A 15595-nucleotide genomic window follows, 5' to 3' on the forward strand; every position below is an offset into this window, starting at 1 on the left:
CATCCAATCTGGTTTATCGCCAGCGGCTTCGTCGCCATGCCGATCGCCACCACGGCCTTGGCATTTCTGTTCGGCACATTGTTTGCGGGCTTCCGACGCAGCAAGATCAAAGGCGTCAGTGAAGCAGAAGCGCCCGGCCTGTGGGCGCTGTGGCGGAGCGTCGCCGGACCGCGCCGTGCTGCGCGCACGGTTGTCATACTAGAGGGCAACCTGAACGCCAGCGTGCGCGAAGAGCGCACGCTTCTCGGCCTTCTCGGCAATCGGCTGTTTCTAACCATTGGCATCCCTCTCCTCGCAGTGACCGATGAAAGAGCGCTTGCCGCGATCCTTGCCCATGAGGACGCGCATGTGCGCAACAAGGATACCAATGGCAGCCTCAATCTCGCTGAGTTCGAAAACGGTTTCGGATTTGTCTTCGAGTATGCCCCGCCCGGAACCACGATCACAGGCAGCCTGCTCCACGCCGCTATCGGCTGGCTGTCGCAATCGTTCGAGCGGGAAGAAATCCGGCTTTCGCGCGAAGCGGAGATCAAGGCAGATCGATACGCGGCATCCTCCGGCGACGCCGAGCACGCCGCACGCGCGCTGTTGCTTCTTGCCACGGCAGACGTGCATTTCGCGGAGACGGTCTATGACCCTTTGCAGCATGAATTGCGAGGTGCTTTGCGTCCGCCGCGACCGCCGCTCGAGCGCATGCTGGAAGCTGCCGGCCAGCTGCGAGAACCCATTTGCCTCAATGTTTGCGCCCGCAAGGCGTGGGCAAGCCCGGATGACGCAAAGTCCACCCATCCATCATGGGCTCAACGGCTGGCGGCGCTTGGCTACACGGAGCCGCCCGACCTAGACCCGATCGCCGTGACCGCGCTCTCGACGCTGCTGAACTCGAGCGTAGCACAGCGCCATATTTCGGAATTCGACACCAAATGGACTGCGCGGATGGAAGACTATCTGCAGCGCTGAACTGGTGGTCGCCCAACTCCCAGGCTCACTCCTCTTCCGCCGCCCCGAACCCCGCATCCCTGGGGGCGCTGGTCGCGCTCGCCCAAGGCGTTGCGTGATTGTCGATGCGCATCTGGAAGATGAAATAGGTCGGCGAGCAGTAGCCGATGCCTTTCACCTTGGCGGCGCCCGGCGTGTCCGGCGGCAGCGACTGGCACATATAATCCTCGCGGCAGAAATGATCGGCCGAACATGCGGGACGGTTGCCGCGGTTGACCGCGCCGCCGAGGCACTGGTCGAAATTGTTGGTGGCGACGCAGGTGTCGAATTTCTTGCCGCCGACCATGCCGCAAATTTCCGATGGCATCGGCTTGCCCGTCTTGAAGGCGGCGAAGCTGCGGTCCTTGTCGTCGCAGCCGCGATAAGCGATGCCTGCCGGTACGCCGATTTTCGGTGGCCGGCAGGTGTAGGCGGTCCGCGAAAAGGTCGGCGCAAAAGCAGCGAACTGGCCGGTGATCTTGTAGCGGTCGTTGAACGGCTGAGACGGGTTGCTGGCGATCGACCCGGTCAGGCAGGGATGGCCCGAAAACATCTTTGGACTGTCCTTGGGCAACAGACATTGCGCCAGCGTGGTGCGCACGCCTGAGGCCGTCGCCAGCGGCGTGCAGACGGTGCCGCCACCGCATTGCCAGGTCGCGCCGAAGCGTTTTGCATCATCCGGCATCAGGCACGGCATCGCCATCTCGGCCGGGGCGTAGTCGACATCGCCGGCATCGGTCCATGTCGCCGGCGGCGCAAAGGACAGCGGCCGGTAGCGGTTCGGCTCCTTGCCTTCTTCGGTCGCGCGCAGCCAGGCCTCACGTCGCGCAATCTCGGCATGGAGATGCGGCGAGATGCCGACCTCGATCCGGTTGAGAGGCGACGTCGTTTTGTCGTCGAGGCCGATGAAGTGAAAGCCGGCCGTCGAGCCCGCCTGGTGGCAGCCCTGGCAGGCGCCATTGTCCAGCCGCTCGACCAGCGCCTCCGGTGTCCGCACCAGTTTTAGCGCCGCATAGTCCAGGCCGGCGAAATCCGCTGGCTGGAACAGCGGCGTGAACGGATGGTTGGCCTGTCTCGCGCTGCCGAAGGTCGACCACGAAATGATTTCCTTCGCCAGGAATTCGTCGGGGATTTCGTAGACGCCGAGATCGACCGCCGCGACATTGGCGATGACGTGGTCGGCGAGCCTTTTCTTGAGTGCGGCATCATCCGAGAGTCGCGCAACGTCAGGCGTATTTTCCAGCGGCTTCTCGCTGATGGCAGCGCCATCGATGCCGAAGATCCGCATCAGATAGGCCGCCTGCCCGCCAAACTCGGTCTCCTGTCCCGAGGGAAAACGCACCACCTGCGCATTGAGCTCAAGCTGTTTGAAGTTCAGTTCCTCCGGTGCCAGCGGCCCGCCGGCCAGCCAGCCGGCATCGACGTTTTCGTCGATCTGCGGTGTCCAGCGCCCGGCAACGCCGACGCAGCCGCCATCGGCGTCCGGCGCCGCGCTGTAGACGGCGTTGAAATTGAATGGCAGCCGCGAAGCGAGAAGTTTGCCGTTCTTGCGGAAACTGTAGGCCAGGCGATAGATGAAGCGCACCTCGCCACAGCTTTTGTCGCCAGCCAAAACATTGAAGTCACGCCGGTCGAGCCGGTTGACGACGCCGACCAGGCGGAAGCGCGCGGCCTCGGTCTTCAGCCAGCGCATATCCATGATGCGGCCGACATTGCCGTCGGTCACCTCGTAGAGCGTGCGCCCGCCGGCCTTTATCTCGGCCCGCAGCGTGGCAATATCGGCCGCCACCATGTCGACAACGGCACGATAGGCCGGCGCCTCACTGTAGAGCGTCTTCAGATCGTCCGGGCCGTCGACGGCGAAAATGCGGGCGAAGCCAAAACCCTTGGCATCGAGGGCGGCGAGCACCGCCGGATCGTCGACGATGGTCACGGGCTCTTGAGCACGCACGCCATGTGACGCGAACAGCGCGATGATGGCCGCAACGACGAACGCGAAATGCTTCATCTGATCGCCACCTTCTGCCGTGCATCGACCAGTTCACGCAGCACCGGCACCAGGGCCAGCGGCAGATCCTCCGCGATCAGCCCCGGACCGAAGCGGCTGCCGGCCTCGGCATGGATCCAGACAGCGGCGCAAGCTGCTTCGAAGGGCAACATGCCTTGCGCCAGCAGCGCGGCAATTATGCCGGCAAGCACGTCCCCTGACCCGGCGGTGGCCAGCCATGGCGCGCCATTGGCGTTGATCGCGGCGCGGCCGTCGGAAGCCGCGATGACGGTGTCGGCGCCCTTGTAGATGACAGTGGCGTTGGCGCGCGCCGCAGCCGCGCGAGCCTTGGCGAGCTTGGACAGACTTTTGTCGTCGGCGATGTCGGGAAACAGTCGGCCGAACTCGCCCTCATGCGGCGTCATGACCAATGCTGGCGCACCCGGCCTGCCGGCCGCCTCGAACAGCGTTGAGACCGCGTTGAGGAAAGACGTGATGCCGTCGGCATCGAGCACCAACCCTTCAACACCACCCTCTTGCCGTGTTCTGTCGAGCACGGCGAGGGCGAAATGGCGCGCCTTGTCACCAACACCAAAGCCCGGGCCGAGGACAAAGCTCGACGATCGGCGATCGCCGAGAAAGTCTTGCACGTCCTCGATAGCGTCGGCCTTGCGCAGCATGATCGCGGTCAGATGCGTGGCGTTCACCTGCATGGCATCGGCAGGAGACAGCACGGTCACTGCCCCTGCCCCGCTTCTTGCAGCGGCAAGTGCGGCCAACCGCGCCGCCCCCGTCGCCGACGATCCGCCGGAGAAGACGCCGACATGGCCGCGTTTGTATTTGTGTGCATCGACCGCCGGCACCGGCAACGCGTCGAGCCAGAACGTCGGCTTGTTTTCGAATGCGTGCGGCGCGACCTGGGCGATGATATCGTCGCCAATGCCGATATTGGCGACGACGATCTCGCCGCATCGGTCCCGGCCGGGCAACAGCAGATGCCCCGGTTTCTTGCGCGCGAAGGTGACGGTGATGTCGGCACGGAATGCCGTGCCGAGAATGTCGCCGCTGTCACCCGAGACGCCCGAAGGCAAATCGACGGCGACAACAGACAGGCGGGCAGCACTGTCGACCGCGCGTGCGGCATCGCCCGAAAGGTCCTTGGATAGGCCCGCGCCATAGAGAGCATCGACAATCAACGAGCCTGGCTCGGCGGCAAAAGCCGCTAGCGGCTTGCGCTCCAGCAGGCATTGGGCCGCGGCGATCGCGGCATCGCTGCCTGCCCTCGGTTCGCCTGACGCCCACAGCGCGACATCGACACCCGTCTCCGCCAACAGCCGCGCCACGACAAAGCCGTCGCCGCCATTATTGCCGGGGCCGCACAGCACATGCACCCTAGTGGCTGAAGGATAGCGCGCCAACACCACCGCCGCGACCGCTTCGCCGGCGCGCTTCATCAGGCCATAGCCGTCCAGTGGACCGGCCGCGATTGCCAACCGGTCGGCATCCGCCATCTCGGTCGGCGACAGCAGTTCCAATTTGGCGCCGGCTGGCAAACCCATCGCTGGTACGTCCTTCGGTTCATCCGCCTTGCGTGGCAGCGTCGGGAGCTCGGCCGGACACGAGGCCCGGATCGACCTTTGAGGCATAGATCGCCGATTCCATGACGATGGTGAGACCGAGCTTCGGGTGGAGCAAATCCTTGGCCTGACCGAGAATCAATGCCGCCACATTGGCGGTGATGGCCGGCCAATTGGTCACATCGGCCTCGCCATAGACAATTGTCGCATTCGGCAGACGGCCGGTCAGACACGTCACCGCCATTGGCCATGCAAATCCAAGCAATTTCCTGACCGGGAAATGCGGATGATGATTTTTGCCGACCGACGGCAGCCCCTCCAGTGGGCCGCCCAGCGTCTGCGAGACATGGGCGAACATGGCCTCCAGCGAAGGCATACCATTCGGCGGCAGGCCGTTGTTGATCGCCGTTCCGGCAGCGAGGTTCCAGAGCCGCTCCGGAGCCTTCTTGTTGTCGCGGGCAAAGAGCATCTCGTTCAGCGGCTCGCCGAACAGGAAACGCGACCCGTCCTTGGTCGTCACGATGTCTAGCTCGGGTGTGCGGCCGCTGAGCAGAGCGCACTGCGCGGCAAAGCCGGCAATCGCTCCCGCAACCGAAACGATGGTCTCGGCATGGATGCGTCCATTCACCGCCACAAGCTGCGGAAGATTATCGCGCAAATGTCCGAATGCAAAGTTGCAGGCGGCGCTGTCAGGTTTGTCGCGCCATGGAAAATCCACGGCCCGCGGTGGTCCGCCACCAGTCGAACCGCCACCGGAGCCGGCAGAGCCACGTGAAGACTGCCCGCGCCCAAATACACCCTTCATTCGTCCACCTTTCACTGCGTCGTTGACGCGGATATGCCCACACCGGGAATGATGGGTCAAATCTGCCAGGCCGCCCGACTGCACGGATCCGCGCGGGCCTGCAAAATGCGCAATCTGCCTAATTATCGTGCAGACGCCCGAAGCGGCAATGTGTAGGCTTCGGGCAGCTTTGCCGCAGCCGAAGCAGAGGATGACGCGAATGTGCATCCCGGCGCGGCGCGGCATTGGAATTGCGCGAAACCGCTTCGCGTGGGCTGAAATTGGCACAGTTCGTGCTTGATGGAGGCGCAAGCGGGGCGCACAACCCGTTTTTTTGGCAGTGGAGGCCACTTTTTACATGAAAAAGATCGAAGCGATCATCAAGCCGTTCAAGCTAGACGAAGTGAAGGAAGCGCTTCAGGAGGCCGGTCTGCAAGGCATAACCGTGACCGAGGCCAAGGGCTTTGGCCGCCAGAAAGGCCATACCGAACTCTATCGCGGCGCCGAATATGTCGTCGACTTCCTGCCCAAGGTGAAGATCGAAGTGGTGCTGGGCGACGACGCCGTCGAAGGCGCCATCGAAGCCATCCGCAAGGCGGCGCAGACCGGCCGCATCGGCGACGGCAAGATCTTCGTCTCCAACATCGAGGAGGTCGTTCGCATCCGCACCGGCGAAACGGGGATGGACGCCGTCTGAGCTTTCTGATTTCAGATTAACGTCTCCTCGAAACGTCATCCACACAGGGAAGAAACGACATGACGACAGCCAAAGACATCATGAAGCAGATCAAGGACAACGACGTGAAATTCGTCGACCTGCGCTTCACCGATCCGAAGGGCAAGCTGCAGCACGTCACGATGGATGTCATCGAGGTCGAGGAAGACATGTTCGCGGACGGCGTCATGTTCGACGGCTCCTCGATCGCCGGCTGGAAGGCGATCAACGAGTCCGACATGGTGCTGATGCCCGATGCGGACACCGTCCATATGGATCCGTTCTTCGCCCAGTCGACCATGGTCATCCTGTGCGACATTCTCGATCCGGTCTCCGGCGAATCCTACAACCGCGACCCGCGCGGCACCGCCAAGAAGGCCGAGGCCTACATGAAGGCCGAAGGCATCGGCGACACCATCTATGTCGGCCCCGAAGCCGAGTTCTTCGTCTTCGACGACGTCAAGTACAAGGCCGATCCCTACAACACCGGGTTCAAGCTGGACTCGACCGAACTGCCGTCCAACGACGACACCGACTACGAGACCGGCAATCTCGGCCACCGCCCGCGCGTCAAGGGCGGCTACTTCCCTGTGCCGCCGATCGACAGCGCGCAGGACATGCGCTCCGAAATGCTGACCGTGCTCGCCGAAATGGGCGTGCGCGTCGAAAAGCACCATCACGAGGTTGCCGCTGCCCAGCACGAGCTCGGCATCAAGTTCGACACGCTGGTCCGCAACGCCGACAAGATGCTGATCTACAAATATGTCGTGCACCAGGTCGCCAACGCCTATGGCAAGACGGCCACCTTCATGCCGAAGCCGATTTTCGGCGACAACGGCTCGGGCATGCACGTCCACCAGTCGATCTGGAAGAACGGCAAGCCGACCTTCGCCGGCAATGAATATGCCGGCCTGTCGGAGTCGTGCCTGTTCTACATCGGCGGCATCATCAAGCACGCCAAGGCGATCAACGCCTTCACCAACCCGCTGACCAACTCCTACAAGCGCCTTGTGCCTGGCTATGAAGCCCCGGTGCTGCTCGCCTACTCCGCGCGCAACCGTTCGGCCTCGTGCCGCATTCCGTTCGGCTCGTCCCCGAAAGCCAAGCGCGTCGAGGTCCGCTTCCCCGATCCGGGCGCGAACCCCTACCTCGCTTTCGCCGCCATGCTGATGGCCGGCCTCGACGGCATCAAGAACAAGATCCACCCGGGACAGCCGATGGACAAGGATCTTTACGATCTGCCGCCGAAGGAACTGAAGAAGATTCCGACCGTCTGCGGTTCGCTGCGCGAAGCGCTGCAAAGCTTGGACAAGGACCGCGGCTTCCTGAAAGCCGGCGGCGTCTTCGACGACGACCAGATCGACAGCTACATCGAGCTCAAGATGGCCGAAGTGATGCGCTTCGAAATGACCCCGCATCCGGTCGAATACGACATGTACTATTCGGTCTGAACGATAAGCCTCAGCGACAAGGAAAAACCCCGGCGTCAGTTCAGACGCCGGGGTTTTTGTTTGACCAATAGCAGACCGTAGACGTGGTAGCAGCAGGCTACGGCGCAGGCTTACGAAGCCTGCGCCGCTATAGATGCTTAGGCGGCCGCCGAAACCTGGGCGCTGGTCGAAACCTCCGCGATGGTCTTCAGGATCTGCGAAGCGATCTGATAGGGGTCGCCTTGCGAATTCGGGCGGCGGTCTTCCAGGTAGCCCTTGTAGTCATTGTTGACGAAGGAATGCGGCACGCGGATCGAGGCGCCTCGGTCGGCGATGCCGTAGCTGAAGCGGTTCCACGGAGCGGTCTCATGCTTGCCGGTCAGGCGCTTGTCGTTGTCCGGGCCGTAGACGGCGATGTGGTCCATCAGGTTCTTGTCGAATTGAGCCATCAGCGCTTCGAAATAGGCCTTGCCGCCGACTTCGCGCATATAGGCGGTCGAGAAGTTGGCGTGCATGCCCGAGCCGTTCCAGTCGGTGTCGCCGAGCGGCTTGCAGTGATACTCGATGTCGATCTCGTATTTTTCGGTCAGGCGCTGCAAGAGATAGCGGGCCATCCACATCTGGTCGGCGGCCTTCTTGGAGCCCTTGCCGAAAATCTGGAATTCCCACTGGCCCTTCGCCACTTCGGCGTTGATGCCTTCATGGTTGATGCCTGCTGCGAGGCAAAGGTCGAGATGCTCCTCGACGATCTGGCGCGCGATCGGGCCGACATTCGAATAGCCGACGCCGGTGTAGTACGGGCCCTGCGGCGCCGGATAGCCGCTCTCGGGGAAGCCGAGCGGACGGCCGTCCTTGTAGAAGAAATACTCCTGCTCGAAGCCGAACCAGGCGCCCTCGTCGTCGAGGATGGTGGCGCGCTTGTTGGACACATGCGGCGTCACGCCATCTGGCATCATCACTTCGCACATCACCAGCACGCCATTGCTGCGGGCCGGGTCCGGGAATACGGCGACCGGCTTCAGCACGCAGTCGGAGCTGTGGCCTTCGGCCTGCTGCGTCGAAGAACCGTCGAAGCCCCACAGCGGCAGCTGCTCGAGCGTCGGGAACTCGGCGAACTCCTTGATCTGGGTCTTGCCGCGAAGATTGGGGACCGGCGTGTAACCATCGAGCCAGATATACTCGAGCTTGTATTTCGTCATTCTAGAGCCTCTCGTTGCTTGATCACCGAACCTGGATGACGCCGGCGCGCCGAGCCATCCAGCAGCCCAGCTGCCGGTCGATAAAATGCAAACCGTGTGCCAGATCAGTTGGTCAGGGTGCGGCAAAAATGCCCTTTCATCCCGCCGGTGATGGCAAGCCGCCTAAGCGATGCGCCCGGATCAATCAAAGGCAGAATTTGCTTAAATAACAGGCAAATGCCGATCTTTCTTTAGGCATCTTGCCTAAAAGGATTGCAGGACCTACCTTGATGGAAAGATGAATCGAAGAGCCTCTCCAGAAGAAAGGAGACCGACCATGGAAATCACCTCAGCCCGTCCGTCGGCCAAAATCCTGATGTTCCCGGTGGCAGCGCGTGCGGGTGCCTCAAATTTAGGCGTAAAGGCCAAGTTTGCGGCAGAGCTTGCTTCGCTGCGCGATCACCCGCTTCACCATGGCGAGGCCTGGTATCATGAGGCCGCCATTGCGGAGGCCGAACAGCCTCGCAAGAGCTAGGCGTCTTCCGCGCTGATAGATCGAACAGGCCCACAAATCAAAAACCCGGCGCGATCGCTCGCGCCGGGTTTTTTGTTTGATACAGAGCCGTCGGCTACTGCTTGGTATGCAGGTCGGTGCCGAGCGTATCCCTGACGAAGATCATGCCGATGATCAGCGTCACCGCCGCGATCACCACCGGATACCAAAGACCATAGTAGATATCGCCCTTGTAGGCGCTGAACGCGAACACGATCGCGGGCAGCAGGCCGCCGAACCAGCCATTGCCGATGTGATAGGGCAGTGACATGCCGCTGTAGCGGATGCGTGTCGGGAACATCTCGACCAGGATCGCCGCGATCGGCCCGTAGACCATGGTCACGTAGAGGACCAGGATGAACAGGATGCCGATGACCTTGGCCCAGTTGACCTGTGCGGGGTCGGCAAACATCGCGAACGCGCCCGCTGCCGGAACGCTGTAGACGGTCACCTCGGTGGCGCCCGCGGCTTCGTCCTTGGTCAGCACCTTGTCCTTGATCGCCTGTTCGGTCGGGACCGCGGTCTTTTCGCCGGCGCGGATGGCTGCCGCGTCGAGCTTCAGTTCAGGATTGGCCGCGACAAAGGCGTCGAGCTTCTGGTCGGCAACCTTGGCGGCAGCACGCTTCAGCGGATAACCGCCACCCTGAAGCGCGAGGTTGATACCCTTCTTGAAGGCAGCGTCGCTGGCAGCCTTCTTGTCGCCCGCGGCCTTGGCATCATAAGACGCCACGGTTTCGCTGCCGATCATGACACTCGCCGGGGTCCCCGCCGCCGCCGTCGAGACGATGTCGTAAGGCACCGAGTTCTTGGCAAGGAAATCGGTCGCGATATCGCACGAACTGACCGGTACGCGCGTGCCGGTCGGATTGAACTGGAAGTTGCAGTCTCCCGGAGCCGCCGTCACTGTGGCGCGCGTGTTCTGCTGTGCTGTGGCGAGCGCCGGATTGGCGGCCCAGGTCAACGCCTTGAACAGCGGGAAGGTGGTGACGACCGCCAGCGCAAGGCCGGCCATGATGATCGGCTTGCGGCCGATCTTGTCGGACAGCCAGCCGAAGAAGACGAAGAAGCCCGTACCGAGTGCCAGCGCAATGGCAATCATGATGTTCACCGACTGCGCGTCGACCTTGAGCACATTGGCCAGGAAGAACAGTGCGTAGAACTGACCATTGTACCAGACCACGGCCTGACCGGCGGTGAGGCCGAACAGCGCCAGGATGGCGATCTTGGCGTTTTTCCACTGGCCGAAGGCTTCCGACAGCGGCGCCTTGGAACTCTTGCCCTCTTCCTTCATGCGCAGGAAGGTCGGCGATTCCGAAAGCGACAGCCGGATCCAGACCGAAATGCCGAGCAGGATGGCCGAGACCAGGAAAGGAATGCGCCATCCCCAGGCGTTGAAGGCGTCCTTGCTTACAGAATTCTGCACCAGCAGGATGACAATCAGCGACAGGAACAGGCCGAGCGTCGCCGTCGTCTGGATCCATGACGTGTAGAAGCCGCGCCGGTCATCCGGCGCATGTTCCGCGACATAGGTCGCGGCGCCGCCGTACTCGCCGCCAAGCGCCAGGCCCTGCAGCATGCGCAGCGCGATCAACAGGATCGGCGCCAGAATGCCCAGTGTCTCTGAACCCGGAAGCAGGCCGACAAGGAAAGTCGACAGACCCATGATCATGATGGTGACAAGGAATGTGTATTTGCGGCCGACGAGATCGCCGATGCGGCCGAACACCAGCGCGCCGAACGGGCGCACGATGAAGCCGGCGGCGAAGACCAGCAGCGTGAAGATGTAGCGGGTGCTTTCGGGAAACGAGTTGAAGAAGGTCAAGCCGATCGCGCCGGCCAACGCTCCGTAGAGATAGAAATCATACCATTCGAAAACCGCGCCCAGCGAGGAGGCGAAGATGACCTTCTTCTCCTCTCGTGTCATGCCGCGGCTGGCTCCGCCGGCGGTCGATGCCAATGCCATTGAACTGTCCTCCCGTGAATCGTCTGCCTTCGACGCTGGGCGTCATCGTCGGCGTTCCCTCTGAACGCGACTCGAACCAGCCATCGGCGTAAAAAATGACAGAAAGCGACCGCCGGAGGCAGACAGACCTTGGATTTATGACTTTGGTATTAGGTGCAGTGCGGCAAAAGGCCGAGGATCAGGTCTTCAGCGCGTCGAGCAGGCCGACGGCCGCCATCATGTCGCGTTTGCGGGCCGAGCGGCGTGCGACAGCCTCGGCGTCCTGGCCCCAGTGCTCGACCTGCCAGTCCTCGTCGACATGGCCGGCGGCCCAAGCCGCATCGCCATCGAGCGCACCGTAATCGACCGCCAGCGCCAGCAGCGCCGACCCGGTCAGCGAAGTCATGACATGGATTGCGGCCAGCCGCAGCGGCTCGGCACGCTGGGCAAGATGAGCGCCGAGCACTGCGATGCTCTCGCGCGGCTGTTCGACATGGATGATGCCCTCGGCGAGGTTGAACCGAGCCCCTAATGTCACCCTCGCCCAGTCGATCACCGGATCCCAATGCTGGTTCTGCCGCTCGACCAGCCCCTGCGGCGCGTCGGCGCGGTAGCAGGTCAGATCGGACGAGGCAAAGCGCAAGACGTCCTCCAGCACCGCCTGCGGGTCGCTGGCGACGCCGTCGATGGCGGTGTTGACCAGACGCAACACCGGCATCGTGACCGGGTCGATGGTCTCGCCCTGTGCAGCGAACTCATTGGCGACCAGGGCGGCGGCCTTCTCGGTCGGCAGCGCCAGCAGCGCCTTGCCCGGCGTGCGCACCGGCTTGCCGTCGAGATGGACGGCAAAACCGTCTTCCACAGCTGCGACCGACACGTCCTTGTAGAAGCGCTTCGGCAGGTGCGTCTTCATCTGGATCTGCGCGCGGCGCACCGGATCCGGATCGGACAGATGCTTTCCCGCTTCGAGGTCGTTGAGGATGTCACGCATGGTCGAACTTTCTATCCAGGTACCTGCTTGCGCGCCGGCCGGTTGACGATGATCAGGCCGACAGCGATCAGCCCAAGCGCCACAAAGATCCTGGTCGTCGGCGCCTCGCCCAGAATGATAGCGCCGCAGAGGACGCCGAACACCGGCGACAGGAAGGCGAAGCTCGACAGGCCCGATGCCGGATAGCGCCTGAGCAGCCAGAACCACAGCACATAGGTGAAGGCAACTATATAGAGCGACTGGAACAGCAGCGCCAATGTCGGCAAGGCACTGACCGCGCGGATCGGCGGGCCGGCGAAAGGCAGAACCAGGACACCGACAATGGCCGCACCGGCCAGCTGATAAAGCAGCAATTTCTCGGCACTGGTCTCGACCAGTTTCGAACGCTTGATGACGATACTGGTCGCCGCCCACAGGATACCGGAGCCGAGGCTGAGCAGATCGCCCATCAAGGTCACGTCGGTGCCGCCGGCAATCCCGTCGGAAAACACCGCCACCAGGCCGCAGAAGGCGAGAACGAGCCCGCCAAGCTTGCGCGCGTTGATACGCTCACCGAGCAGGAAATGGCCGCCGATCAGGACCCAGAACGGCATGGTGTTGACCAGCAGTGTGTTGCGAGCAACGGTCGTGTATTCCAGCCCGATATAGAGGCACAGGAACTCGACGCCGAACAGCACGCCGACAATGATGCCGGCGACAAGCGACCCGTCGGCCTTAAACAGCCTGATGCCGCGCAGCCAGCACCAGCCGAGCACACAGAGCCCGCCGATGATCGAGCGTGCGATCGAGACGAAAACCGGATCGAAGCCGGCATAGGAGATCTTGGCGGCGACGTAGTTCAGGCCCCAGGAAAAGGTCAGCCCGACCATGATGGAAGCAGCCGCCAGATCGACCGCATCGCGGCGATCCAATGCCGAGGCAACGGCCAATGTCAGTCCTCCGCGCTGGCGTCGTCGAAGCCGATCAGGTTCCAGCTCTGGCGCATATGCGGCGGCATCGGCGCGGTGACGTCGATGACGCCCTTGTCCGGGTGCGGAATGACGATGCGGCGCGCATGCAGATGCAGGCGGTTCTGAATGCCGCCCGGAAAGTCCCAGTTGGTGTCGGCCTCGAAATATTTGGGGTCGCCAAGGATCGGGCAGCCGATATAGGCGGCATGAACGCGCAGCTGGTGGGTGCGGCCAGTGTACGGCTCCATTTCCAGCCAGGTCATCGTCTGAGCCGCCTGCTCGATGATGCGGTAGTAGGACACGGCGTGGTCGGCGCCCTTTTCGCCATGGGCTGCCACGCGCACGCGGTCGCCGTCCTCGGTCGGTTCCTTGATCAGCCAGGTCGAGATCTTGTCCTCGCGCTTGGGCGGGACACCCTTGACCAGCGCCCAATAGGTCTTCTTGGTCTCACGCGCCCGGAATGACTCGGAAAGCTTCATCGCCGCAAGCCTGGTGCGAGCAACCACCAGCACGCCCGATGTGTCGCGGTCGAGCCGGTGCACCAGGCGCGGCTTCTCACCCTTCTGGCTGCGCCAGGCCTCCAGCATGTCGTCGACATTGCGGGTGACGCCCGAGCCGCCTTGCACCGCCAGGCCCGCCGGCTTGTTGAAGACGAAGACTTTTGGATCTTCGTGGATCAGCATCTTGGCCAGCACATCGGCGTCGCCCTGGTTGCGGATCGAGTAACCCGTAAGCGCACTCTCGCCCTTCTTGTCGACCTCGAGCGGCGGCACACGCACCACCTGACCGGGCTCGACACGGCTGTCGGCCTTGACCCGGCCGCCATCGACGCGGATCTGGCCCGAGCGCAGCAACTTCTGCAGATGGCCAAAGCCGAGGCCGGGGAAATGGGTCTTGAACCAGCGATCGAGCCGCATGCCCGCCTCGCCGGCCTCCACCGTGATCTGTTCTACGCCTGCCATGATTTTCGCTTTATCCGTTTCTAACGCGTGACCCCGAAAATCTACTCCGGCTTTCGGAAAGGATCATGCGCAAGATCAAAGTTTCTGCAGCGCGTCCAGGAGGATGCGCCGTGCTCTAGGCCGGGCAATAACACTATGAAACGGTTCTTGCGAGCCAAAGTCCCAGAAACAGGGCGATAATGGCGCCAACGACGCTGGCCAGCGCATATCCCAACGCCGGCAGCGTCGCTCCGCGCTCCCACAGGGTCGCGAAATCGAGCGAAAAGGCGGAGAAGGTGGTGAAGCCGCCAAGGATGCCCGTGGCGACGAACAGCCGGAGCTCATTGGAACCGCCGCGCCGCATCAGCGCGGCGACGAACAGCCCCATAACAAAGGAGCCGAGGATGTTGATCGCCATTGTCCCCCAGGGGTAGTTGGGGCCGACGACGCGCAAGGCGCCGATGGTGGTCAGGTGGCGGATGCCGGCGCCGATGCCGCCGCCGACCACAACAAGAAGCAGATTGAACATGCCCGTTTACTGCCCGGCCAAGGCAGTGCGGTCAATCCCTTCAGACCAACGCCTCAGGTCGTCTCGACCTTCTTTGCCTTGCTCGAGCCGATCATCTTCCAGTTCTTGTAGAACATGGAATTGATGCGCTCGACGGTGACCGAAACGATGGCCAGAAGTCCGGCGATGAAACCGGGGAACGGCGACGGGCGGATGATGTCCATGAACACGCAGTAGCGGCGCCCATCATACTCGTTGACCGAGCGGTGCAGCAGCGTGTCGTCGAAAATATAGAGCGGGTTGTCGTGCCAGTAATTCCTGGCGCCGTTGCATTCGACGAAAACCTCTGCCTTCACCGGCAAGAGATTGTAGAGGATGCGCAGGCTGAGCCGCAGCGGTCCGAAATGCCAGGAAGTCGATTCCTTGCCTCTGAAGACAGACACGGCAATGGTCTTGATGTATTTGAAATCCTTGTTGAATTCCGCGACATTGTCGATCCGGTGCTTGCCGTACCACTGATAGACATACATGCCGCGACGACCGGTGCCGAAATTGGCGTCGATATCGGCGATGATCTCGTCCTTGCGCGCCTTGAAGACGTCAAGAACCTCGTTGACCTCGCGCTGATAATCGGCGGGAAACTGCTCCAGCTTCCACACGCCCGGGTTCCTGTAGCAAACGAGGTCCACCAGCAGATTGAAGGGCGACAGCAGCCAGGTGAAGATGCCATTGCCGAGGAAATAGCCGCGCAACAGCGACAGATCCTTGTTGGCGTTGCGCAGCACATCGATCAGGCCGCAGACGATCCAGATCGTGGTCAGGATCGGAACGAAATAGAATCCGAGCGCGAGCAGCGGGACAGCAATCACAGCCTGGCGAAGCATTTTGCGAAGGGATTTTGTCATTTTCTGTTCGCGCGGCGCGCTGTCCCCGTTCCGAATTATCGCCCGTCCTGGCAGCCTCCCGGCCGAGTCATGCGACGTGATAGGGCTTTTTGTCATGCGGTACAATCACACTGCTGTGACTGGCGGGGACAGAATTTCAGTTCATCGCGGGCAGGC

Annotated in this window: 14 protein-coding genes; 4 read left to right on the top strand and 10 right to left on the bottom strand. The window is 62.3% G+C overall.

From position 1 onward, the window contains the following. Positions 1-36 precede the first annotated feature (36 nt). Positions 37-960 carry a M48 family metallopeptidase gene (locus tag NLY36_RS01275; RefSeq protein WP_198020864.1) on the top strand — a complete coding sequence of 308 codons (924 nt, stop codon included), beginning with the start codon at positions 37-39 and terminating at the stop codon, positions 958-960. Positions 961-985: 25 nt separating this feature from the next. On the opposite strand, the gene NLY36_RS01280 is transcribed toward NLY36_RS01275, so the two are convergent. From NLY36_RS01280 to NLY36_RS01290, 3 genes are read right to left on the bottom strand one after another with little or no spacing between them, the layout of a single operon-like run. Next, entirely contained in the window at positions 986-2986 is a 2001-nt protein-coding gene (locus NLY36_RS01280) for a hypothetical protein (RefSeq protein WP_023736680.1), read from the bottom strand. Beyond that, the gene (locus NLY36_RS01285) at positions 2983-4524 is read right to left on the bottom strand and encodes a bifunctional ADP-dependent NAD(P)H-hydrate dehydratase/NAD(P)H-hydrate epimerase (protein ID WP_031249352.1); all 1542 of its coding nucleotides are present in this window, start codon (positions 4522-4524) and stop codon (positions 2983-2985) included. The genes NLY36_RS01280 and NLY36_RS01285 overlap by 4 nt, the downstream gene beginning before the upstream one ends. A 19-nt stretch (positions 4525-4543) precedes the next feature. After that, positions 4544-5677: a hypothetical protein gene (locus NLY36_RS01290; RefSeq protein WP_198020865.1), complete on the bottom strand. Its 1134-nt coding sequence runs from the start codon at positions 5675-5677 to the stop codon at positions 4544-4546. A gap of 7 nt (positions 5678-5684) precedes the next feature. On the opposite strand from NLY36_RS01290, the gene NLY36_RS01295 reads away from it, so the two are divergent. Continuing rightward, the gene (locus NLY36_RS01295; RefSeq protein WP_006205430.1) at positions 5685-6023 is read left to right on the top strand and encodes a P-II family nitrogen regulator; all 339 of its coding nucleotides are present in this window, start codon (positions 5685-5687) and stop codon (positions 6021-6023) included. A gap of 59 nt (positions 6024-6082) precedes the next feature. Then, positions 6083-7492 (top strand): type I glutamate--ammonia ligase, encoded by a 1410-nt coding sequence (gene glnA / locus NLY36_RS01300; RefSeq protein ID WP_023672775.1) that lies wholly within the window; start codon positions 6083-6085, stop codon positions 7490-7492. Between the two features lie 137 nt (positions 7493-7629). On the opposite strand, the gene NLY36_RS01305 is transcribed toward glnA, so the two are convergent. Next, positions 7630-8670 carry a glutamine synthetase beta-grasp domain-containing protein gene (locus NLY36_RS01305; protein ID WP_023691256.1) on the bottom strand — a complete coding sequence of 347 codons (1041 nt, stop codon included), beginning with the start codon at positions 8668-8670 and terminating at the stop codon, positions 7630-7632. A gap of 316 nt (positions 8671-8986) precedes the next feature. On the opposite strand from NLY36_RS01305, the gene NLY36_RS01310 reads away from it, so the two are divergent. Then, the gene (locus NLY36_RS01310; protein ID WP_023698802.1) at positions 8987-9184 is read left to right on the top strand and encodes a DUF2735 domain-containing protein; all 198 of its coding nucleotides are present in this window, start codon (positions 8987-8989) and stop codon (positions 9182-9184) included. A gap of 94 nt (positions 9185-9278) precedes the next feature. On the opposite strand, the gene NLY36_RS01315 is transcribed toward NLY36_RS01310, so the two are convergent. The 6 genes from NLY36_RS01315 to NLY36_RS01340 all read right to left on the bottom strand — a co-directional run bounded on the left by NLY36_RS01315 (position 9279) and on the right by NLY36_RS01340 (position 15439). Beyond that, complete coding sequence (locus NLY36_RS01315; protein ID WP_023682590.1) at positions 9279-11165, bottom strand: MFS transporter; 1887 nt, start codon at positions 11163-11165, stop codon at positions 9279-9281. Positions 11166-11343: 178 nt separating this feature from the next. Continuing rightward, complete coding sequence (locus NLY36_RS01320; RefSeq protein WP_023736683.1) at positions 11344-12135, bottom strand: ATP12 family chaperone protein; 792 nt, start codon at positions 12133-12135, stop codon at positions 11344-11346. A gap of 11 nt (positions 12136-12146) precedes the next feature. Beyond that, a complete protein-coding gene (locus NLY36_RS01325; protein ID WP_081727411.1) occupies positions 12147-13004 on the bottom strand; it encodes a DMT family transporter in 858 nt (285 codons plus the stop codon). A 62-nt stretch (positions 13005-13066) separates the two neighbouring features. Beyond that, positions 13067-14047, bottom strand: coding sequence for an RluA family pseudouridine synthase (locus tag NLY36_RS01330; RefSeq protein WP_023672769.1), 981 nt, complete (start codon positions 14045-14047; stop codon positions 13067-13069). Between the two features lie 133 nt (positions 14048-14180). Beyond that, positions 14181-14555, bottom strand: coding sequence for a fluoride efflux transporter CrcB (crcB, locus tag NLY36_RS01335; RefSeq protein ID WP_023736684.1), 375 nt, complete (start codon positions 14553-14555; stop codon positions 14181-14183). Positions 14556-14608: 53 nt separating this feature from the next. Beyond that, entirely contained in the window at positions 14609-15439 is an 831-nt protein-coding gene (locus NLY36_RS01340; RefSeq protein ID WP_023736685.1) for an aspartyl/asparaginyl beta-hydroxylase domain-containing protein, read from the bottom strand. Between the last annotated feature and the right edge of the window lie 156 nt (positions 15440-15595).

The organism is Mesorhizobium sp. C399B, from assembly GCF_030323185.1.
Lineage (GTDB): Bacteria > Pseudomonadota > Alphaproteobacteria > Rhizobiales > Rhizobiaceae > Mesorhizobium.